The organism is Bradyrhizobium sp. I1.14.4 (assembly GCF_050435825.1).
GTDB lineage: Bacteria > Pseudomonadota > Alphaproteobacteria > Rhizobiales > Xanthobacteraceae > Bradyrhizobium.
The window spans coordinates 44,157-64,835 of record NZ_JBNDLA010000033.1 but is presented as its reverse complement, the minus strand read 5'-3'; the positions used below and the strand labels follow the sequence as shown (position 1 = coordinate 64,835).

Annotated in this window: 17 protein-coding genes; 7 read left to right on the top strand and 10 right to left on the bottom strand. The window is 64.2% G+C overall.

The genetic code is table 11. The annotated features are described in order from the left end of the window. Positions 1-26: 26 nt before the first annotated feature. The 6 genes from gyrB to rpsT all read right to left on the bottom strand — a co-directional run bounded on the left by gyrB (position 27) and on the right by rpsT (position 8,533). Complete coding sequence (gyrB, locus tag ABIB78_RS35120) at positions 27-2,462, bottom strand: DNA topoisomerase (ATP-hydrolyzing) subunit B (RefSeq protein WP_429033281.1); 2,436 nt, start codon at positions 2,460-2,462, stop codon at positions 27-29. Between the two features lie 228 nt (positions 2,463-2,690). After that, positions 2,691-3,827, bottom strand: a complete 1,137-nt coding sequence (recF, locus tag ABIB78_RS35115; protein WP_429033278.1) for a DNA replication/repair protein RecF — start codon at positions 3,825-3,827, stop codon at positions 2,691-2,693. Between the two features lie 46 nt (positions 3,828-3,873). Then, entirely contained in the window at positions 3,874-4,161 is a 288-nt protein-coding gene (locus tag ABIB78_RS35110; protein ID WP_429033275.1) for a GIY-YIG nuclease family protein, read from the bottom strand. Between the two features lie 50 nt (positions 4,162-4,211). Continuing rightward, the gene (dnaN, locus tag ABIB78_RS35105; RefSeq protein ID WP_429033273.1) at positions 4,212-5,330 is read right to left on the bottom strand and encodes a DNA polymerase III subunit beta; all 1,119 of its coding nucleotides are present in this window, start codon (positions 5,328-5,330) and stop codon (positions 4,212-4,214) included. A gap of 280 nt (positions 5,331-5,610) precedes the next feature. Further along, on the bottom strand, positions 5,611-7,041 hold the full coding sequence (gene dnaA / locus ABIB78_RS35100) for a chromosomal replication initiator protein DnaA (RefSeq protein WP_429033270.1): 1,431 nt from the start codon (positions 7,039-7,041) through the stop codon (positions 5,611-5,613). A gap of 1,225 nt (positions 7,042-8,266) precedes the next feature. Next, positions 8,267-8,533, bottom strand: coding sequence for a 30S ribosomal protein S20 (gene rpsT, locus ABIB78_RS35095; RefSeq protein ID WP_173639982.1), 267 nt, complete (start codon positions 8,531-8,533; stop codon positions 8,267-8,269). Between the two features lie 360 nt (positions 8,534-8,893). Between rpsT and ABIB78_RS35090 the strand changes: the two genes are divergently transcribed. From ABIB78_RS35090 to ABIB78_RS35080, 3 genes are all read left to right on the top strand, one after another. After that, positions 8,894-9,211 (top strand): hypothetical protein, encoded by a 318-nt coding sequence (locus tag ABIB78_RS35090; RefSeq protein WP_429033267.1) that lies wholly within the window; start codon positions 8,894-8,896, stop codon positions 9,209-9,211. A gap of 114 nt (positions 9,212-9,325) precedes the next feature. After that, positions 9,326-9,985, top strand: coding sequence for a peptide-methionine (S)-S-oxide reductase MsrA (gene msrA / locus ABIB78_RS35085; protein WP_429033264.1), 660 nt, complete (start codon positions 9,326-9,328; stop codon positions 9,983-9,985). 127 nt (positions 9,986-10,112) lie between these two features. Further along, positions 10,113-10,859, top strand: a complete 747-nt coding sequence (locus ABIB78_RS35080; protein WP_429033261.1) for a polysaccharide biosynthesis/export family protein — start codon at positions 10,113-10,115, stop codon at positions 10,857-10,859. 125 nt (positions 10,860-10,984) lie between these two features. Here the strand turns inward: ABIB78_RS35080 and ABIB78_RS35075 are convergent, their stop codons facing one another. The 3 genes from ABIB78_RS35075 to ABIB78_RS35065 form a co-directional block, all read right to left on the bottom strand. Beyond that, the gene (locus tag ABIB78_RS35075; protein ID WP_429033259.1) at positions 10,985-11,656 is read right to left on the bottom strand and encodes a dienelactone hydrolase family protein; all 672 of its coding nucleotides are present in this window, start codon (positions 11,654-11,656) and stop codon (positions 10,985-10,987) included. 79 nt (positions 11,657-11,735) lie between these two features. Next, positions 11,736-12,074 (bottom strand): hypothetical protein, encoded by a 339-nt coding sequence (locus tag ABIB78_RS35070; RefSeq protein ID WP_429033258.1) that lies wholly within the window; start codon positions 12,072-12,074, stop codon positions 11,736-11,738. Positions 12,075-12,084: 10 nt separating this feature from the next. Then, a complete protein-coding gene (locus ABIB78_RS35065; RefSeq protein ID WP_429033255.1) occupies positions 12,085-12,864 on the bottom strand; it encodes an alpha/beta fold hydrolase in 780 nt (259 codons plus the stop codon). A gap of 287 nt (positions 12,865-13,151) precedes the next feature. Here ABIB78_RS35065 and ABIB78_RS35060 point away from each other — a divergent pair, with 287 nt between their 5' ends. The 4 genes from ABIB78_RS35060 to ABIB78_RS35045 all read left to right on the top strand — a co-directional run bounded on the left by ABIB78_RS35060 (position 13,152) and on the right by ABIB78_RS35045 (position 18,849). Next, positions 13,152-13,643 carry a (2Fe-2S)-binding protein gene (locus ABIB78_RS35060; RefSeq protein WP_106321534.1) on the top strand — a complete coding sequence of 164 codons (492 nt, stop codon included), beginning with the start codon at positions 13,152-13,154 and terminating at the stop codon, positions 13,641-13,643. Beyond that, positions 13,640-15,925: a molybdopterin cofactor-binding domain-containing protein gene (locus ABIB78_RS35055; RefSeq protein ID WP_429033252.1), complete on the top strand. Its 2,286-nt coding sequence runs from the start codon at positions 13,640-13,642 to the stop codon at positions 15,923-15,925. Before ABIB78_RS35060 ends, ABIB78_RS35055 begins: the two co-directional genes overlap by 4 nt. Positions 15,926-16,218: 293 nt before the next feature. Further along, positions 16,219-17,316 (top strand): HD-GYP domain-containing protein, encoded by a 1,098-nt coding sequence (locus ABIB78_RS35050; protein ID WP_429033249.1) that lies wholly within the window; start codon positions 16,219-16,221, stop codon positions 17,314-17,316. Between the two features lie 243 nt (positions 17,317-17,559). Beyond that, a complete protein-coding gene (locus ABIB78_RS35045) occupies positions 17,560-18,849 on the top strand; it encodes a cytochrome P450 (protein WP_429033247.1) in 1,290 nt (429 codons plus the stop codon). A gap of 167 nt (positions 18,850-19,016) precedes the next feature. Here the strand turns inward: ABIB78_RS35045 and ABIB78_RS35040 are convergent, their stop codons facing one another. Next, positions 19,017-20,597: an AMP-binding protein gene (locus ABIB78_RS35040; RefSeq protein ID WP_429033244.1), complete on the bottom strand. Its 1,581-nt coding sequence runs from the start codon at positions 20,595-20,597 to the stop codon at positions 19,017-19,019. Positions 20,598-20,679 lie beyond the last annotated feature (82 nt).

Here is a 20,679-nt window from a genome sequence, read left to right as displayed (position 1 = left end):
CGCCCGACCGAGAGCAGATGCCTGGCTTAAGTGTCGATGGTGGCGCTGAGCGAGTTTTCCTGGATGAAGTCGCGGCGCGGTTCGACCACGTCGCCCATCAGTTTGGTGAAGATATCGTCGGCCTCGTCGACCTCCTTGATCTTCACCTGGAGCAGCGAGCGCGCTTCGGTGTCGAGTGTGGTCTCCCACAGCTGCTCCGGGTTCATCTCGCCGAGACCTTTGTAACGCTGCAGCGAGACGCCCTTGCGGGCGGCGTCGGTCACGGCCTCGAACAGATCGATCGGACCATGAATGATCTGCTCAGCATCCTTGCGCCGGAGCTTGCCCGCCCGCACATAGATCTCCTGCAGCTCGGTCGCGTATTCGTCGAGCTTGCGTGCGTCCGCCGAGCCGAGAAAGGCGGCGTCGATCACAGCCACTTCCTTGACGCCGCGCACGGTGCGCTCGAACTGGAAGCCCTGGCCTTCGGTGAAAGAGCCAATCCAGCCGCGCTCGACTTCGTCAGCGACGGCGTCCAGCCGCTTGGCGATATAGTCGGCCGCTGCGTTCGCGGTGTCGATCTCGCCGGTGATCCTGGGGTTCAGCACGCCCGCGATTGCGGCCTGCTCGATGACCGCGCGATTATAGCGGCTGTGCAGGTTGCGCAGCACAGAGCGGATGACCCGGGCGTCTTCAACCAGCGACAGCAAGTCCCGGCCCGAGCGGTCGTCGCCGGAGGCCGGCTTGAAAACACATTCGTCGAGCCCGGTCGAGATCAGATAATCCTCCAAGGCGCGCTCGTCCTTCAGATATTGCTCGGACTTGCCGCGCGAGACCTTATAGAGCGGCGGCTGGGCGATATAGAGATAGCCGCCGTCGATGATCGAGCGCATCTGACGATAGAAGAAGGTCAGCAGCAGCGTGCGGATATGGGCGCCGTCGACGTCGGCGTCGGTCATCACGATGATCTTGTGATAGCGCAGCTTGTCGACCGAGAAATCGTCGCTGATGCCGGCGCCGAGCGCGGTGATGAGTGTGCCGATCTGCTCGGACGACAGCATCTTGTCGGGGCGCACGCGCTCGACATTGAGGATCTTGCCGCGCAACGGCAGCACCGCCTGGAACTCGCGGTTGCGGCCCTGCTTGGCGCTGCCGCCTGCCGAGTCGCCCTCGACGATGAACAGTTCGGATTTGGCCGGATCCTTCTCCTGGCAGTCGGCAAGCTTGCCGGGCAGCGAGGAGACGCTGAGCGGACTTTTGCGCGTCAGCTCGCGGGCCTTGCGCGCAGCTTCGCGGGCTGCGGCCGCCTGGATCACCTTGCCGACGATTTCCTTGGCTTCCTTCGGATTCTCCTCGAACCAGGCCGCGAGCGCCTCGTTCAGGACGTTCTCGACCACCGGCCGAACCTCCGAGGACACCAGCTTGTCCTTGGTCTGCGACGAGAATTTCGGATCGGGCACCTTCACCGACAGCACCGCGGTGAGGCCTTCGCGGCAATCGTCGCCGGTCAGCGCGATCTTTTCCTTTTTCGCATTGGCGTCGGCATAGCCGTTGACCTGGCGTGTCAGCGCGCCGCGGAAGCCGGCCAGATGGGTGCCGCCGTCGCGCTGCGGGATGTTGTTGGTGAAGCACAGCACGTTCTCGTGGTAGCTGTCGTTCCACCACAGCGCGGCTTCGACGCCGATGCCGTTGGCTTCCGAGCGCACCATGATCGGCGCTGGCACGATCGCCTTCTTGTTGCGGTCGAGATATTTGACGAATTCCTCGACGCCGCCGGAATAGTGCATCTCCTCGCGTTTCTCGACCGCGTGGCGCATGTCGGAGAGCACGATGTGGACGCCGGAATTGAGGAAGGCGAGCTCGCGCAGCCGGTGCTCAAGCGTCGCGAAATCGTATTCGATGTTCTTGAAGGTTTCGGGCGAGGCGAGGAAGGTGACCTCGGTGCCGCGTTTGCCCGGGGCGTCGCCGACGACCTTGAGCGGCGCCACGGCATCGCCGTGCGCGAATTCGATGTAGTGTTCCTTGTCGTCGCGCCAGATGCGCAGCCCGAGCTTGCTGGACAGCGCGTTGACGACGGAGACGCCGACGCCGTGCAGACCGCCGGAGACCTTGTAGGAGTTCTGATCGAACTTTCCGCCGGCGTGCAGCTGGGTCATGATGACCTCGGCCGCCGAGACGCCTTCGCCCTTGTGGATGCCGACCGGAATGCCGCGGCCGTCGTCGTACACAGTGACGGAATTGTCGGCGTTGAGGGTGACCAGGACGCGGCTCGCATGGCCCGCCAGCGCCTCGTCGATCGCGTTGTCGACGACCTCGTAGACCATGTGATGCAGGCCGGAACCGTCATCGGTATCGCCGATATACATGCCGGGCCGCTTGCGGACGGCGTCGAGGCCCTTCAGCACCCGAATCGATTCCGCACCATATTCGGCTGGAACGGGATGCTCAGATTCGGCAGGGGTCTGCCGGGCAGGTTCAGTCATGTGAGGCCTTCGAGGATGTCCCGAATCAGCTGCGCAATATGAGGCGCTGATCCACTTATTTGTGCCACGAAAGAGGAGTTGCGCCTAGCGCAAAGTCTCTGTCTGCAAACTATTGAATAAATAGGATTTTTTAGGCCTGTTTCAAGCCTTTCAAAGGCCGATTCCGGAGGCTCTGAAAAGCCCGATTCGGGGCAGATTCGAAGCCGTTCCGGCGCCGATTCCGCTTCCTCAGCCGCGCCGTGTGGCGCGGCCGGATTCGACGTCGAAAAGCTCGCCGGCCGGGCCGATGTCGGCGAAGGCTGTGGGATCGGCGCCGGTCATCCAGACCTGTGCGCCGAGCTTGGCGAGTTCGTCGAACAGCGCCTTGCGCCGGTTTGGGTCGAGATGTGCGACGACCTCGTCGAGCAGCAGCAGCGGCACGATGCCGGTCATCTCCGCGACCATCGTGGCGTGCGCCAGCAACAGCCCGATCAAGAGCGCCTTCTGCTCGCCGGTCGAGGCGTCGCGCGCCGGCATGTTCTTCGGCGCATAGACCACCTGCAGATCGGTCAGATGCGGGCCGTCCAGCGTGCGCCCCGCGGCGGCGTCGCGCGGACGGCTGGCGCGCAGGATCTCGCGGTAGCGGTCTTCCACTGCGGTCGCGGGCTCCCGCAGCAGCGCGTTCTCCATCCAGCCGTCGAGCATGAGCTCGGCGGACGGGAAGGCCGAAGCCGCGCCGCGCTGGCGCAGCATCGCGGCGAGCTTGGCGGCGGTCTGGCCGCGCGACGCGGCGACTGCGACCGCAAGCTCCGCGGTCTCGCGTTCGATCGCATCACACCAATGGTCGTCAAAGTTGCGCACCTCGAGCAGACGGTTGCGCGAGCGCAGCGAGCGCTCCAGTGCCGAAACGCGGCTGGAATGCTCGGAATCGATTGCCAGTACCAGGCGGTCGAAGAAGCGGCGCCGTTCGGATGCGGCGCCCATGAACAGACCGTCCATCGCGGGCGTCAGCCACACGATGCGCAGATGGTCACCGAATGCGGTCGCGGAACCCACCGGTTCGCGATCGATGCGGCAGCGCCTTGCGCTGCTTGCCTCGCCGGTCGGTGCGTCGATGCCGGTGCCGAGTGTCGCGAGGCCCAGCGCGCCCTCGACTTCCGCCGAGACCGCCCAGGAGCCGTCGCCCTGATTGTCGGCGATGTCTTCCAGCGTCGCGCGGCGCAGGCCGCGGCCCGGCGACAGGAACGAGACCGCCTCCATGCAATTGGTCTTGCCGGCGCCGTTCGGCCCGACCAGCACCACCATGTCGCCCCGCACCGACAGCGTCGCTGTCCGGTAATTGCGGAAATGCGTCAGCGACAGGCGATGAATGCGGGACGGGGTCATGTTTCCTTGTCATTGCCGGGCTTGACCCGGCAATCCATCGTCCGCGTCAGCGGACAATCTCATCATATAAATCTCGCCAATCGGGATTGCCGGCGACGATCAGATCAATTTTCCACTCGCGCGACCAGTGCTTGATGTTTTTCTCGCGCTGAAGCGCTGCGACGATAGTCTCGTGCGCCTCAAAGTAGACCATGGTCTTGATGCCGCATCGTTTCGTAAAGCTCTCCGCCAACCCCTCGCGATGCTCGTAGACGCGCCGGACTAGATTGTTGGTCACGCCGACGTAAAGGGTTCCACCGGGCTTGCTGGCGAGGATGTACACCCAATAAGTCATTTTGTTTGATGGATGGCCGGGTCAAGCCCGGCCATGACCAGAGGATGAAATCACACCCGCATCGGCATCAGCACGTAGAGCGCGCCCTTGCTGTCGCGGTCCTGCACCAGCGTCGGTGAGCCGGGATCGGCGAGCTTCAGCACCGCGACTTCGCCCTCGATCTGGGCGGCGATGTCGAGCAGATAGCGCGAGTTGAAGCCGATATCGAGCGCGTCGGAGGCGTACTCGACCTCGATTTCCTCGGTGGCGCTGCCGGAATCCGGGTTGGTGACCGAGAGCACCAGCTTACCGGCGGACAGAGCCAGCTTCACCGCGCGGCCGCGTTCACTGGAAATGGTCGAGACGCGATCGACGGCGGCCTCGAAATCCTTCTTGTCGACGACCAGTTCCTTGTCGTTGTTCTGCGGAATGACGCGGCCATAGTCGGGGAAGGTGCCGTCGATCAGCTTCGAGGTCAGCACCACGTTGCCGAGGGTGAAGCGGATCTTGCCGTCCGACAATTCGATCGAAATCTCGGCGTCGTCGCCCTCGATCAGCCGCTGCACCTCGCCAACCGTCTTGCGCGGGACGATGACGCCGGGCATGCCGGTCGCGCCCTTGGGCAGCGCGAGGTCGATCTGGGCCAGACGGTGGCCGTCGGTTGCAACGCCGCGCAGGGTCGCCGCCTTGGCGGTGCCGGCCGCGTGCAGATAGATGCCGTTGAGGTAATAGCGGGTCTCTTCGGTCGAGATCGCAAACTGCGTGCGGTCGATCAGGCGCTTGAGGTCGGACGCCGGCAGAGAGAACGAATGCGTCATGTCGCCGGCGGCAAGGCCGGGGAAATCGCTCTCGGGCAAGGTCTGCAGCGTGAAGCGCGAGCGGCCGGCACGCACGGCAAGCACCGAGCGGTCGCCGTCGGCCTCCAGCACGATCTGCGAGCCGTCGGGCAGCTTGCGGACGATGTCGTAGAACATGTGCGCGGGCACCGTGGTCGAGCCGGCGGTTCCGGTCTCGGCGGCCAAGGTCTCCGTCACCTCGAGGTCGAGGTCGGTTGCCTTCAGCGACAGTTTGGCGCCCTCGGCGCGGATCAACACGTTGCCGAGGATCGGGATGGTGTTGCGGCGCTCGACCACGCGGTGAACGTGACCCAGCGATTTCAGGAGTTGCGCGCGCTCGACGGTGACCTTCATTGCAATACCCGCCAGATCCCTCAGATGGAAAAGCCGGGCGGCCGTTCAGGGCAGCACCGCGGCGTTGGAAACCCGAAAAGCCGGATCAATACCGGATTTGATCAAACCCACGGGGGGACCGCAAGGTGGCGCGGATGGGCGGCCGGTGCAAGGGATACGGGCGCGAAACGAGCCCCGTTCCCCACGTTTTGGGCCGGAAAAAACTTTGGCCCTCCCCTCTTGATCAAGGGGAGGGCCGCGCAACGAGCCAGCCAGAAGAGGCGGCCTTATTCCTGCAGTCCTATTCCTGCAATTGACGCTTCAGCGATTCGACTTCGTCTGAGAGCGTCGTGTCCTTGGCGACCAGTGCCTCAATCTTGCGCACGGCATGCAGCACCGTGGTGTGGTCGCGGCCGCCGAAGCGCCGGCCGATCTCCGGCAGCGAGCGCAGGGTGAGCGTCTTCGCCAGATACATCGCAACCTGGCGCGGGCGCACCACATTGGCGGTGCGGCGGGATGACAGCAGGTCGGAGCGGCTGACATTGTACTGCCGGGCGACCACGCGCTGGATGTCCTCGATCTTGATCCGCTTCGGCTCCTGCGGGCGGATCAGGTCGCGCACCTCGCGCTCGGCCATTTCCAGCGTCACCGGCTGGTTGTTGAGCTTGGAGTGCGCCAGCAGACGGTTGATCGCGCCTTCGAGGTCGCGGCCGTTATGGGTGATGGTGCGCGCCAGATAGTCGAGCACTTCCTCCGGGACGTCGAAGCTCGCGTGGTGGACGCGGGCCGCGGCGACCCGCGACTTCAGGATGCCGAGCCGCAGTTCCTCGCCGAGTGAACCCATCTCGACCACCAGGCCGCCGGCGAGCCGCGACCGCACGCGGTCGTCGAGGCTTTCCAGATCCGACGGCGGACGGTCGGCCGCGATCACGACCTGGCGGCCGGCATCGATCAGCGCGTTCAGCGTGTGGCAGAACTCGGCCTGCGTCGACTTGCCCTGCAGGAACTGCAGATCGTCGATGACCAGCACGTCGATGCCGCGCAGCGCCTCCTTGAACGCCAGTGCCGTCTGCGTCTTCAGCGCCGCGACGAAGCCGTACATGAACTTCTCGGCGGTGAGATACAGCACCTTGCGCTCGCCGCCGGAATTGCCGGCCCAGGTCACCGCCTGCAGCAGATGCGTCTTGCCGAGGCCCACGCCGGCATGGATGTAGAGCGGGTTGAACATCACGGGATCGCCGCGGCGTCCTTCCGCGACCTGGCGCGCAGCCGCATGGGCCAGCGTGTTGGATCGGCCGACCACGAAGCTCGCAAAGGTCAGGCGCGGGTCGAGCGGCGAGCCGCCGAGCGCGTCATGGCTCGCGGACACCGGCGCGGTCGCGAACGAGCGCAGTTCAGGCGCAGGACGGCCGTCGTTGCGCTCGATGCGGCGCACTTCGACCGGCGCAACCGCTTCCTTCGCCGGAGCCATCGCGCGGATCGCCGAGCGCACGGTAAGGTCGATGCGATGCACTTCGGGCATCTCGGCCTGCCAGCAGGAGAGTACGCGTTCGGCATAATGCGCCTGGATCCAGCTCTTGAGGAACCGGGTGGGAACCGACAGGTGGACGCTCGCATCGTGCACGCTCTCGAGATCCATCCGCGCGAACCAGCTCGTGTAAACGTCCTCGCCAACGCTCGTCCGCAAACGTCCCTTCACCCGCGACCAGCGATCCTGTTCCGTGTTCGTCATTGCGTTTGTACTTCCAAGTCTGAGAGATAATTGTTGCGAAAGCGCCGTGGAGGTTTCCTGCCACGACGCGACCTCCAGCGGGCGCGGTCCGCTCCGGACAAAGCTCTCCCGTGTGGCGGCCATGCGCCACCCGACAGATCAGCTGTTTGGAGAAGATGCGTCCCGCGAGGTCAGCGCGTACTCGACGGTCGCTGCGGGTAAGAGCCAGCGTCCAAGGGGTTGATTACGGCACCACTGGAAATCTGCACTTGAGCTGTCGTTGGATCGACTGCAGTGATGATACCGTAAGGCATAAGTCCTCCCCCTCCCGCCGCGACGTATCGCGGCAAGTTGCCAACTTGCTGGTGTCTTCAATTTCGAACTGCCGCTACCGAACACCGAAATGCCCGGCGCTTCGCCGCCGCCGTGTCGTCGTCAACCCGTTCGCTTGCTCCGCGTTCCCGCTGCCAGATTCCGACGATTGATCCTGGTCTCTCTTGTTCGATCTCCCGAATTGCCGGGGACATCGCCGGAGAAATTTTGACACAGGTCAGCCGTCCTCATATTGCTATGAGTCACCAATCTAGCTTCGCTTGGAGAGCGTCGCTAACGCGCACACCGCCGCCGATTTGCACGTCCGCCCCTGGGTCTCAAACCGCGCTGATCTGGAGAGCCGTGGGCGTCGCGGACAAGAAATAAATACACCAAGCGCGTTTTCTGACAATCCGTGGATTCGACGGGGAACGAGACTCTTCGCCACTGTTGCGGCGTTGCCGACGCAGAGTTGCGAAAGCAAGTTTTTGAATCAGCGCACAGATTCACGCGCGTCACAAACCACGGTGCAATACCAAAAATTTTTCATAGAAAATTTACATTTGGTCTCGCGCCGGTCATTTTTCCAATCGCTGTTCAGCGCTATGTGCATAAGTAATTCGCGAGACGTGATTTTTCTCGATTACTTTTGCAGGGTAACCCTGCGTGGCAATTTTCAACGCGAAATGCTCGCGCGCTATTCCATCTATCCAGCTTAGCGAAGAACAATCTGTGCGCGAGTGCGGCGCGTTAAGCATGTTGAGCCGGTAGAACTACGGACGCGACGAAACATGGCACGCAGTTCGTTGCGCGGCAACACCGACTTGTTCTCGCGTTGTGAAACTTCCACGACAAAGGACGAGACAAAAACAAAAAGCCCGGCGCGAGCCGGGCTTTGTGACAAAGATGTCTTTCAGTCAGCTTGCTCGTCAGCTCACTTGGCGAGCTTGGCGATGCTCTGCGTGAGGCGTGACACCTTCCGGCTCGCGTGGTTCTTGTGAATGATGTTGCGCTGCGCCGCCTTCATCAGCTCGGGTTCAGCGTGGCTCATCGCCTTGAGTGCCGCCTCGCGGTCGCCGCTCTTGATCGCTTCCTCGACGGTGCGCACCGCGCCGCGCATCTGCGTGCGGCGCGACTTGTTGACGATGGTGCGGCGGGCAATCTTGCGGGTCGCCTTCTTGGCGGAGGTGGTGTTGGCCATGGTTCTCTAACTGTCCTTCGGCGGTGATCGCTCGGTGGTCGGGCTTGCGCGCACCGGCCGGTTCAAATCTCAACTCTGATGTATTTGTCCAAGGTGTCCTTGAGGCGGCCATGCGAAGAGCGCAAAATGCTGCCCCCGCATGCGGCACTGTCCAAAGAACAGCGGCGGCAGGATTGCGCCCGCCGCCATCGGCCGGTCTTATAGATGGCGCAGGCAGCAGCGTCAACGCTTTCGGGACCGAAAAAGGGCCTGAAATCGGGCCTACGAGGGCCGGATAAGCCGCTGAAGAGGTTGAATTTCCGGGAGGCGCCCGGTAAGGCCTGACGACGCGTGGGGCGCGACAGGGAGTTTGGGTGACGCATGATCCGCGGCTTTTTCCGTCTGATCGGCCTTTTGCTGCTGGCTGGCAGCTTCATCTTCATGGTCTATGACGGGGCCCGCTACGTCGCCGACCAGAGCCTGCGGTTCACCCAGTTCGGCCAGTTCTGGAACGATATCCATCAGTCGAGCCAACAGGCATTCCATGCCTGGGTGGATCGCTTTGCGCCTTGGCTCTGGAACGACGTGATCCGCCTGCTTCTGGAGCAGCCGGTGTTCGCGGTGCTCGGCATCGCCGGTGTCCTGCTGATGATCCTGTTCCGGCCGCGCAAGCCGCTGATCGGTTACGCACGCGACTGACCGGGCCCGAGGGCCCCGTAACGGGGCTGCCATCATCCGCGTAAGGTCATATATAGGTGACAGCCGGCCCGCAGGCTGTTGCCGCGTCGGCCGATGTCCCGCCTGGAGGTATCCATGTTGTTCATGCGCAAGACCACCGCGTTGCCAAGCGCCGCCGAGGCGCTGCCGGGCCGTGCCACGCCGATTCCGACGGCGACCACCCATTTCGTCAACGGCAGCAAGTTGACGCCGCCTTATCCGCAAGGTCTCGAGCAGGCGGTGTTCGGGCTCGGCTGCTTCTGGGGCGCGGAGCGCAAGTTCTGGGAACTCGGCGACGGGATCTACACCACCGCGGTCGGCTACGCTGGCGGCCACACGCCGAACCCGACCTATGAGGAGGTGTGCTCGGGACGCACCGGCCACACCGAAGTGGTGTTGGTCGTGTTCGACCCGAAGAAGATCTCCTACGAGAAACTCCTGAAGACGTTCTGGGAGAACCACAACCCGACGCAGGGCATGCGCCAGGGCAACGACATCGGTACGCAGTATCGCTCAGCGATCTACACCTTCAGCGACGCGCAGCGCAAAGCCGCGGACGAGTCGCAGGCGATGTATCAAAAGGCGCTTGCCGCCAAGGGCCTCGGCGCGATCACGACGGAGATCGCATCGGCCGGCGAATTCTACTTCGCCGAGGACTACCACCAGCAGTATCTCGCCAAGAATCCGGCGGGCTATTGCGGGCTCGGCGGCACCGGCGTGTCCTGCCCGATCGGCGTCGGCGCCAGCGCCGCCTGATCGTCCCGTCATGCTCTGAATCGAGGGGGAGGCGGGCTTTCCGGCTCCCCGCTCGGTCCTCGAAAACCCTTTGTTAACCATAAGTGGTGCAAGACTGGGCCTGTCTCGCCGTTGAGGGATAAGTCCGGTGCCGGTTGCACGCGCGTTACGATTGCCGATCACTGCCGTTGTGGCCGCGCTCGCGCTGTCTGGCTGCATGAGCACGTCCGGTCCGGTTGCCGTCGGCCCGCAAGGTGTCGATGCCGTCACCTACGGCCCGGCCTACGCAGCCGCTCCGGTTGCCGATGCAGGCGGCGGTGCGATCAGCGCATTGCGCTCCGCCTTCGCCAGCGCTCCCCCTACCTATGGTTATGCCGCGCCGGCCGCCGCCCCGGTCGTCTATGCCGCTGCGCCGGGTGGACCCGCCGGTTACGACAATGGCTATCATCTCGGCCCGGGCGACAAGCTCCGCGTCGTGGTCTATGGCCAGGAAGGCCTGACCAACTCCTATGCGATCGACGCCGCGGGCGCGATCACCATGCCGCTGATCGGTTCGGTGCCGGCACGCGGCCGCACGCCGGCCGGGCTGGCCGGAGAAATCTCGGCGCGGCTGCGCAACGGCTTCATCCGCGACCCTTCGGTGGCGGTTGAGATCGAATCCTACCGTCCGTTCTTCATCCTCGGTGAAGTCGCCGCCCCCGGCCAATATCCCTACGTGCCGAACATGACCGTCGAAAGCGCGGTTGCGATTGCCGGCGGCTTCTCGCCGCGCGCTCGCCGCGACAGCGTCACGCTGACCCATACGGACGCGTCCGGCTCCGGCCGCTTCGTGGTGCCGCTCGGCACACCGATGAGCCCGGGCGATACGGTGTTCATCGGCGAGCGCTGGTTCTGACCACCACTCGTCGCGCGCGGGCTTGACCCGCGCATCCATCCTCAAAGAAATTCGCTTGATGGATTGCCGGCATAGGCGAGCGGAAGCGACGCCGTCCTTCGGACGGCTATGCCCGGCAATGACCGTCAGCGCAGATGCTTTCCAAAAAATTCCATGCTGCGCGGCCAGGCGATGTCAGCGCTTGTTTTGTCGTAGCTTGCGCGCTCATCGCAATGGAAGCCGTGCTGCGCGCCGGGGTAGATGAAGACCTCGACCTCGGGCCGCTTCGACTTGATGGTCTCGACATCGCCCAAGGGAATGCCGGCATCCTTCTCGCCGAAATGCAGTTGCGTCGGGACGGCCGGCTTGTCGTCGGCGAAGCGAACCACGGCGCCGCCGTAATAGCAGATCGCGGCCGAGAGCCCGGTCAGCTTGGTGGCGGCCGCATAGGCGACGCTGCCGCCGAGGCAGAAGCCGATGATGCCGACCGGTCCGACCGACTTCACCGCGTCGATCGCCGCCTCGCTGTCGCGCAGCATCGCGGCGAAGTCCGGATTGGCGACGAACTTCCGCGCTTCGGCGACTTCGTCGGGGGAGTAGCCGCTCTGGAAGTTCGGCGTGATGCGGTCGAAGATCGAGGGCGCAACCGCGACATAGCCTTCCCTGGCCAACCGGTCGCAGACCGAGCGGATGTGGTGATTGACGCCGAAGATCTCCTGGATCACGACCACCGCGCCCTTCGGCGCGCCGGCAGGATCGGCACGATAGGCACCGAGTTCAAATCCGTCCGACGCCTTGAGTCTGATGTCTTGTCCCATGGTCCATCCTTGTCATGTTGGGGGTTGCATGAAGCGTCTTGATGATCCCTGCGAAAGCCGATCATGCATCGAGCATGAGCTAACGCCACATCCAGTTCTCGCCCCAGTCGGCCTTCCAGCCGGTCAGCCGGTGCTTGCGAAATTGCAGGAAGAGGCGGTCATGATGCGGGAACAGCCCGCTGCCGCCGAGGTCGCGGAAGGTCAGGAAGATCTCGTTGCCGGGCCGCCCGTTGACATAGGTGAAGGGGGTGCCGAGCGCGCGTTGCGCATCCGCGACGCCCATGCCGAACACCAGCGGGGTGCTGTTCGACAGCGTCGCGGTGAAAGCGGATGCGGGCCCGCCGAACGGTGGCCGCCTCTCGGCGCTCGCTTCTGTCGCCGCCACGGTCAGCAACAGGACGACGGCAATCGTCTTCATGGCTTGTCCTTCACTTTCCCGGCGCGCCGGCTTCAAGGCCATCCAGGAACGGCAGCACGGCGGCGATGAAGGCCTGCGGCTGGTCGATGTTGACGGCGTGCCCGGCGTTCGGGATCACCGCCTTCTGTGCGCCCGGGATCTTCGCCGCCATGTAGTCGGACGCCGCCAGGAACGGCGTGTCGTCGGCGCCAACCACAACCAGCGCTGGCACATTGATCTCGGGTAGTGACTCGATCACCCGCGCATCGCGCTGGGCGAGCATGCCGCGCGCGGCAAGCGCGAGGCCCCTGGCGTTGCGATGCGCGACCGACGCGCGCTCGGCGCTCAGGGATTTCAGCACCTCGAGCCCTTCACGATCGAAGCGGTCGCCGGTGTCGCGCGCGCGCCTGTTCCAGGCCTCGCGGGCGTCGTCCTTCTTGAAACCCGGGCCGGTGTCGATGATCAGCAGCGCGCGCACCCGCTCCGGATGCGCGCGATGAAAGGCCAGCGACATGTAGCCGCCGAGCGACAGGCCGCCGACGATCGCCTTGTCGGCGCCGGCGGCGTCGAGCAGGGCGGCGATGTCGCCGACCGTCAGGGCTTCGCTGTAGGCATCCGGATTGTCGGGGTAGTCGGACTGGCCGTGTCCGCGCATGTCCCAGAGAACAAGCTTGTGTTGTTTCGACAGCGCCTCGATCTGCCCCTGCCACATCGCCGAGGTCGACGAATAGCCGTGGGTGAGGATCAAAGGCGGGCCGCTGCCGTGAATCTCATAATAGATATCGACGCCGCTGCGGTTGAGCTTGGCCATTGACGGGCTCCTTCTGTTGTCGCTGTCAGGTCCGGCAGCGCACCCGACCTTGGTAGGAGCTATCGATACGGCATCAATACTGGCATTTCAAAAGCTTCATGCCGTTGCCGCATCGCACAACCAACAGTCTCCGAAATTTATTCTCTTCGAGCAATTCCAAATTGGATTGCCTCCAGCCGGGAACCGGATCATTGTTTCGGCAACTGTCGCTTACCCGGTGGGCGTCAGGCGTGACCCAACAGTGAGTTGCCGCCGTAAGCGGCTTCCGACACCGGAAGGGGAGAGAGATGCCAAATCTCAATATCAACGGACGGAATATGTCCGTCGAGGCGGCCAATGACACGCCGCTGCTTTGGGTCATCCGCGAGCAATTGCAGATGACGGGCACCAAATTCGGTTGCGGCGCCGGTCTCTGTGGCGCCTGCACGGTTCACCTCAACGGCGAAGCGGTGCGGTCCTGCCAGACCTCGGTCGCCGACGCCGTCGGCAAGAAGATCACCACCATCGAAGGCCTCTCCGCCAAGGGCGATCATCCCCTGCAGAAGGCCTGGGTCGCCGAGCAGGTGCCGCAATGCGGCTACTGCCAGTCAGGCCAGATCATGCAGGCTGCGGCGCTGCTGTCGAAGAACACCAATCCGACGAAAGAGGAAGTCGTTGCGCATATGGACGGCAATCTCTGCCGTTGCATGACTTATTCACGAATCCAGAAGGCGATCATGCGCGCTGCGTCCGACATGCGCACCGCATCGGCCACCGGATCCGAGCGGAGGGCAACATGAACAAGCACGTGAAAAGCCTCGCTCTTGATACGACCGACCTCAGCCGCCGTTCCTTCCTGGTCGGCACCGCTGCAACCGGCCTCGTGCTCGGCTACGCCGGGTCCGGCATCGATCAGGCGCTGGCGGCGCCCGCGCCCGCCAGTTTCGAGCCGAGCGTCTGGTATTCGATCGCGCCCGATGGTCTCGTCACCGTGACCTGCGGCAAGGCCGACATGGGCCAGCACGTCGCCTCGACCATGGCGCAGATCGTGGCCGAAGAGCTCGGCGCGAACTGGAAGGACATGCGGGTCCAGCTCGCCTCCAACGATCCGAAGTTCAACGATCCCGTGCTGGGAGCGCAGATCACCGGCGGCAGCTGGTCGACGATGATGAACTTCGATGCCATGAGCCGCGCCGGCGCTGCCGGCCGCATCGCATTGACCGAGGCGGCGGCGGCCTCCATGGGTGTGCCGGCCGGCGAGCTGGTGGTGCGCGCGTCCACGATCAGCCATCCGAAGTCGAAGAAGTCGATGTCGTTCGCCGAGGTGGTGAAGAGCGGCAAGGCGACCAAGACCTTCACGGCGGACGATCTGAAGGCGATCAAGCTGAAGTCGCCCGAGCAGTACACCATGATCGGCGTCTCGGTGCCGCAGCTCGACATTCCGTTGAAGGTCAACGGCACGGCCAAGTACGGCATCGACGTGATGCTGCCGGGCATGGTCTACGGCGCGCTGGTGACCCCGCCGGTGCGCTACGGCGCCACCGTGAAGTCGGTCGACGATAGCGCAGCCAGGAAGGTGCCGGGCTTTATCAAGGGCGTCACCCTGGACGACAAGACCACAACCACGACCGGCTGGGTCGTCGCGGTCGCCAACACCTACGCCAACGCCAAGAAGGCGGCGGCGGCGTTGAAGGTCGACTATGACGGCGGTCCGAACGCGAAGGCGTCGAGCGAATCGCTGCTCGCCGAGGCCAAGCGGCTTCAGGGACTGAGCGATTCCGGCCAGTTCTTCGTCAAGGATGGCGATCCGAATGCGGCCTTCGGCGCGGCGGCAAAGGTGCTGGAGGCGGAATACACCACCAACATCAACATCCACGCGCCGATGGAGCCGATGAACGCCACCGCGGAGTTCAAGGGCGATATCCTGCACATCTATTCCGGCAACCAGTTCGCGACGCGCTCCGGCGCGATCGCAGCCGGCGCCGCCGGGATCGACCCCAAGTTCGTGGTGATGCACCAGATGTGGCTGGGCGGCGGCTTCGGTCGGCGTCTCGACGCCGACATGATGGTGCCCGCAGTGCAGGCGGCGAAGGCCGTCGGCAAGCCGGTCAAGGTCATCTACACGCGCGAGAACGACATGACGATGGATTTCTCGCGTCCGCTGACCTACCAGAAGGTGAAGGCCGGCATGGATGGCGACGGCAAGATCGTCGCGATGAGCCACGACGTGGTCTCGGCCTGGCCGACCCAGCGCTGGGGAATCCCTGATTTCTTGACGCCGTCGGTCGACAAGAAAGGTCCGCTCGACTCCTTCACCGTGAACGGAGCGGACTTCTTCTACACCGTGCCCAACCACTATGTGCGGGCGATCAAGAACGAGATGGCGCACAACGCCACCCCGTCGGGTCAGCTCCGTTCGGTGGCGCCGGGCTGGACGTTCTGGGCGGTCGAAAGCATGATCGACGAGATCGCGCATGCGACCGGCAAGGACCCGGCGCAGCTGCGCATCTCATTGCTCGACGGCAAGGGCAAAAATGACGGCGGCGCGCAGCGCCTCCGTAACACCCTGCTCGCGGCGATGGGTCTCGCCGGCTACGGCACCAAGCAACTGCCCAAGGGCGAAGGCATGGGCGTCGCCTGCGTATCGTCGCAGGAGCGCGCCACGGCGAGCTGGTCCGCCTGCGTCGCCCATGTCGCGGTCGCTCCGTCGGGCGAGGTGACGGTGAAGAAGCTGACGGTTGCGACCGATGTTGGTACGCAAGTGAATCCCGATGGCATCCGGGCCCAGGTCGAGGGCGCGGCGCTGTGGGGCATGTCACTGGCTCTGTTCGAGAAGGCGACGTTGAAGGACGGCGGCATCGAGCAGACCAACTTCGACAGCTACACGCCGCTTCGGATGAGCCAGCTGCCGGAGGTCGCGGTCAACGTCATCGCCAATGGCGAGAAGGCGACCGGCGTCGGCGAGCCCGCCGTGACGGTGGTGGCGCCGGCGATCGGCAACGCCGTCTTCAACGCGGTCGGCGCTCGAGTCCGTGGCCTGCCGATCACCGCGGAGGCGGTGAAGGCGTCGATGAAGGCGTAACTGCCTGAACGAATGAAGACGCCGGGGAGCACAAAGCTCTCCGGCGCTTTTCTTTGCTCCGCGCGTCGGTCGGTGGTGATGGCATCACCATCTTTGACGCCGCAAAATTCATGATCAGCCCGCGATGCTTCCGGCGGCGTTCAATTCTGGCCGGCCTGATTTTGCTGGCGGATTTGGCAGTCCCTCAAATTGTATCCATTGCGCTTGCCAGCCGTTCAGCATCCCCATTAAGCCGGAGGGAACGCATCGTCAGGTAGCGTCCCGGCGTCGGTCGTTACCGCGACGGGGATGTCATGACTGCCTTAGCCAACAACCAGACTTCGAAACGCCGCCTGCTGCTGGCGTCAGATCGAAGCGATCAAAGCAACGAACTCGCCAGCATCCTGCGCTCGGTGGGCGAGGTCGACACCGTTCCGACGTCTGATATCCCCGAGCAGCCGGCCGGCGATCTCTCCGGTATCGTCGTCGACATCAACCTGCGCTCGCCCGAAGCCGTGCAACTGGTCCGCGCCAAGCTGCAGGCGGACGCCTATCGCGAGATGCCGCGGCTGTTCGTGCTGGCGGATGCGCTGCACCACGCCTCGATGCAGGCCTGGGCGCTCGGCGCCACCGACACGATCTCGCGGCCGTTCGATGCGCGCGGCATCCTGCAGCGCATCCGCGCCGCATTTCCCGACAACAGCGGCTATGACGAGACCGACCGCGGCAAGGCGCTCAACCGCGGCGTCGAGGCCGCGCATGGCGTGATGGTCAAGATGTTCGAGCGGATGCGCGCCGGCGAACCGCTCAAGTTCGAGGACATCGTTGCCGCCGAAAACAAGATCCTCAAGGCGATCAAGCACAATTCGCTGCGCGAATGGCTGACCACCGTCGGCTGCCATCACCAGGAGACCTATCGTCACTGCCTGTTCGTGACCGGTTTTGCGGTCGCGTTCGCACAGCATCTCGGCATGCGCGACGACGATCAGCGCCGGCTCACCCGCGCCGCGCTGCTGCACGATGTCGGCAAGGCGTTCGTTCCGGTCGCGCTGCTCGACAAGCCCGGCGCATTGACGGTCGAGGAAATGGCCGAGATGCGCGAACATCCGCGCCGCGGCTACGAGGCGCTGTCCGCGCAGGGCGGTTTCCCGCCGGAAATGCTCGACGTGATCCTGCATCATCACGAATTCCTCGACGGCACCGGCTATCCGAACGGCCTCAGCGGCAACCAGATCAGCGACATCGTCCGCGTCACCACGATCGTCGATGTCTATTCCGCCCTGGTCGAGAAGCGTGCCTACCGGCTGCAGTTCACCCACGCCAAGGCGTTCTCCATGATGGAGGAGATGAGCGGCAAGCTCGATCAGCAATTGCTGCAGGCGTTCCGCCCGGTGGCGTTCGGGCATTATTGAGCGGTCACGGCCTTTGCCGTCATTGCGAGCCAACGGGTCGCGCGAACGCGCGCCCGATGACAGGCTCAGCGAAGCAATCCATGGCTCTGCACCCGCGGATCGATGGATTGCTTCGTCGCTTCGCTCCTTGCAATGACGTCTCCGGCGAGGCATTTAGCCAATCAACGCAAGTCGTCCTCCTTACCTCCGCCTAGATTTCGGCGATCATCGGCGCGACCGATGCTGGGGCGGGTGAGGACGATCATGGACACGACAACGACCGGGGATCTCGATATCCCCGCCAACATCGCGGAAACCCTCGTCGATCCGGTCGCCTATGCCGACGACCGCATCCATGACAGCTATCGCTGGCTGCGCGCCAACAATCCGCTCGGGATCGCGCGGCCTGACCGGTTCGACCCGTTCTGGGTGGTGACCAAGCACGCGCATATCCAGGCGATCAGCCGGCAGAACGAGCTGTTCCACAATGCCGACCGTCCGACCACGCTGACGACACAGGCGCTCGAGGAGCGCGTTCGCAAGATCACCGGCGGGCCCAATCTGGTGCGCTCGCTGGTGCAGATGGATGCGCCCGACCATCCGAAATACCGCGCGCTGACGCAGGGCTGGTTCATGCCGGCCAATCTCGGCAAGTTTGAGGGCCGGGTCCGCGAGATCGCGCGCGCCACGGTGCAGCGCATGCTCGACCGGGGCGGCGCCTGCGATTTCGTCGAGGACGTGGCGCTCGGCTATCCGCTGCACGTCATCATGGAGATCCTCGGCGTGCCCGAGGCGGACGAGCCGCGCATGCTCAAGCTGACGCAGGAGCTGTTCGGTCCGCAGGATCCCGACACCGCGCGCGTCCGCGAGGCGCTGAGCGCGGAGCAGGTCTCGGCGATGTTGCAGGCGATCATCGCCGACTTCTCCGCGTACTTCCGCAAGATCACCGAGGATCGCCGCCGGAACCCGCGCGATGATCTCGCGACCGTCATCGCCAATGCGAAGATCGGCGGCGACTACATGCCGGAGCACGATCAGACCAGCTACTACATGATTGTCGCGACCGCGGGCCACGACACCACCTCATCCTCGACCGCGGGCGCGATCTGGGCGCTGGCCAGGGACCCTGCGGAGTTCGCCAAGGTGAAGGCCAATCCGGAATTGATCCCGGGCCTAGTCGACGAGTCGATCCGCTGGATGACGCCGGTCAAGCATTTCATGCGCTCGGCCACCGCCGATACCGAGCTCGGCGGCCGCAGAATTGCGAAAGGCGACTGGCTGATGCTGTGCTACGCCTCGGGCAATCGCGACGAGGAGGTGTTCGAGGAACCCGATCGCTTCCGCAGCGACCGCAAGCCCAATCGCCATGTCGCGTTCGGCTATGGCGCGCATCTCTGCCTCGGCCAGTATCTGGCCAAGCTCGAGATGCGCATCCTGTTCGAGGAGCTGCTGCCGCACCTGAAATCGCTGTCGCTCGACGGCGAGGTGAAGATGACACAGGCCTATTTTGTCAACGGCCCGAAGAAGCTGCCGATCCGATTCGAGGTGAATTGAAATTTCCCGTCATTGCGAGGAGCTCGCGACAAAATTGCAAAGCAATTTTGCGCTGAAGCGACGAAGCAATCCGTGTCTCCACGACTGCCGAGCTATGGATTGCTTCGCGGAGCCTGTCATCGGGCGCGCGTTCACGCGACCCGTTGGCTCGCAATGACGAAGAGCGCCTACTCCAGTATCTTCCTTAGCTCCGCCTTCGCGACCTTCTCCAGCGTCGAGCGCGGCATCTCGTCGACGAAGCGGATCTCCCGCGGCACCTTGAAGTCGGCGAGCGCGGAGCGGCAGGCGGTCATGACCTTGTCGTGCAGGTCGGCCGGCAAGGCCGCGACGCCGGCTTGCGGGATGATGAAGACGACCGGCACCTCGTCCAGCATCGGATGCTTCTTCGCCACCACGGCGGCCTCGCGTACGCCCGGCACCACCGCGATCACCTGCTCGATCTCGGAGGCCGCGACATTCTCGCCGCCGACCTTGAGCATGTCCTTGGAGCGGTCGCCGAACTTGATATAGCCGCGTTCGAGCATCGTGACGCGGTCGCCGGTGATGAAGTAGCCGTACTCGTCAAAACTCTCGCGCGTGGCCTTCTCGTTGTGCAGATATTCGGCGAACAGCGACAGGCCGGGAATGCCTTTAATCAGGAGATTTCCGGTCTCGCCGACGCCGGTCGCCGTGCCGTCATCGTTGGTGATGCGGATTTCGTATTCCGGCGCGGCGCGGCCGATCGACATCGGCGGGTTGGGCTGATCGACTTCGCCGATAATGCCGTGGGTGATGGTCTCGGTCATGCCCCACCAGCCGATAATCTTGATGCCGAACACCGCGAACGGCGGCGGTTCGTTCACCGCGGTGCCCCAGAGCCGGAACTTGTGATGCTTCGGGACCTCGTGCTCCAGCAGCGCCTTCATGCAGAACGGGATCGTCGAGGTCCAGGTGGAGCCGTGCTCGAGCGCCACCGGCCAGAATCGGCTCGCCGAGAAGCGCGGCTGGATCACGCAGGTCGCCCCGACCCACAGGCTCGCCAGCATGGAATAGGCCAGCGCGTTGGTGTGAAACAGCGGCAGATAAGTCTGGTGCACGTCAAAAGCGTGCAGGTCCTGATGTGCGGCATTGATCTTGGCGCCCCACAGCGCGTTGGCATGCGTCCACAGCACCGCCTTCGGCCGCGATGTGGTGCCGGAGGTGTATTGCACGCTGCAGGATGCGAGCGGGTCGATCGCACGCTGCGGCCGGTCGGCGCTGTCGCCAAATAGCGCTTCGAAGCTGTCGCCCTGCGCGGGCACCTGTGCCGGCGCCTGCCCCGCATCGTGCGAGGTCACTGCGATCCAGCGCAGGCCCTTGCAGTTGGCGGCGATTAGCTCGGCATAGGCCGGCTGGGTGATCGCGGCGACTGCGCCACAATGGCCGGCGAAATATTCGATCTCGGCCGCGGCCGAGCGGGTGTTGGTGGTGACGGCGATGGCGCCGAGCTCGACACAGGCGAACCACGACATGACCGCCTCGATGCAGTTATCGAGATGGATCAGGATATGGTCGCCCTGCCTGATGCCGCGCCTGGCGAGGCCCGCGGCCAGCGCGCCGACGCGCTGATGGAATTCGCCGTAGCTCCAGCGCCGTGCCGGCGCGTCGAACGGCGCCCAGATCAGGAACGGATGATCGCGGCGCACCTCAGCGCGCATTGCGAGCAGCCATGGCACGTCGAGCCCCGCAAACGGTCCCACGATGCCCGGCACTGCTTTTGAATTGCTCATACGTCCTCCCGCGCAGCTTCAGCGGCTGCTTGCTTGTTCTTGTCGAGTATCCTTGTGCCACCGGATTGCGCGATGGGCAAAT

Coding starts and splice junctions, on each gene's coding strand:
- recF (WP_429033278.1), bottom strand. CDS start 3,827: ATGACCCCGTCCCGCATTCATCGCCTGTCGCTGACGCATTTCCGCAAT.
- rpsT (WP_173639982.1), bottom strand. CDS start 8,533: ATGGCCAACACCACCTCCGCCAAGAAGGCGACCCGCAAGATTGCCCGC.
- ABIB78_RS35060 (WP_106321534.1), top strand. CDS start 13,152: ATGCCAAATCTCAATATCAACGGACGGAATATGTCCGTCGAGGCGGCC.
- ABIB78_RS35050 (WP_429033249.1), top strand. CDS start 16,219: ATGACTGCCTTAGCCAACAACCAGACTTCGAAACGCCGCCTGCTGCTG.
- ABIB78_RS35075 (WP_429033259.1), bottom strand. CDS start 11,656: ATGGGACAAGACATCAGACTCAAGGCGTCGGACGGATTTGAACTCGGT.
- ABIB78_RS35040 (WP_429033244.1), bottom strand. CDS start 20,597: ATGAGCAATTCAAAAGCAGTGCCGGGCATCGTGGGACCGTTTGCGGGG.
- msrA (WP_429033264.1), top strand. CDS start 9,326: ATGTTGTTCATGCGCAAGACCACCGCGTTGCCAAGCGCCGCCGAGGCG.
- ABIB78_RS35110 (WP_429033275.1), bottom strand. CDS start 4,161: ATGACTTATTGGGTGTACATCCTCGCCAGCAAGCCCGGTGGAACCCTT.
- dnaA (WP_429033270.1), bottom strand. CDS start 7,041: ATGACGAACACGGAACAGGATCGCTGGTCGCGGGTGAAGGGACGTTTG.
- dnaN (WP_429033273.1), bottom strand. CDS start 5,330: ATGAAGGTCACCGTCGAGCGCGCGCAACTCCTGAAATCGCTGGGTCAC.
- ABIB78_RS35055 (WP_429033252.1), top strand. CDS start 13,640: ATGAACAAGCACGTGAAAAGCCTCGCTCTTGATACGACCGACCTCAGC.
- ABIB78_RS35065 (WP_429033255.1), bottom strand. CDS start 12,864: ATGGCCAAGCTCAACCGCAGCGGCGTCGATATCTATTATGAGATTCAC.
- ABIB78_RS35070 (WP_429033258.1), bottom strand. CDS start 12,074: ATGAAGACGATTGCCGTCGTCCTGTTGCTGACCGTGGCGGCGACAGAA.
- gyrB (WP_429033281.1), bottom strand. CDS start 2,462: ATGACTGAACCTGCCCGGCAGACCCCTGCCGAATCTGAGCATCCCGTT.
- ABIB78_RS35045 (WP_429033247.1), top strand. CDS start 17,560: ATGGACACGACAACGACCGGGGATCTCGATATCCCCGCCAACATCGCG.
- ABIB78_RS35090 (WP_429033267.1), top strand. CDS start 8,894: ATGATCCGCGGCTTTTTCCGTCTGATCGGCCTTTTGCTGCTGGCTGGC.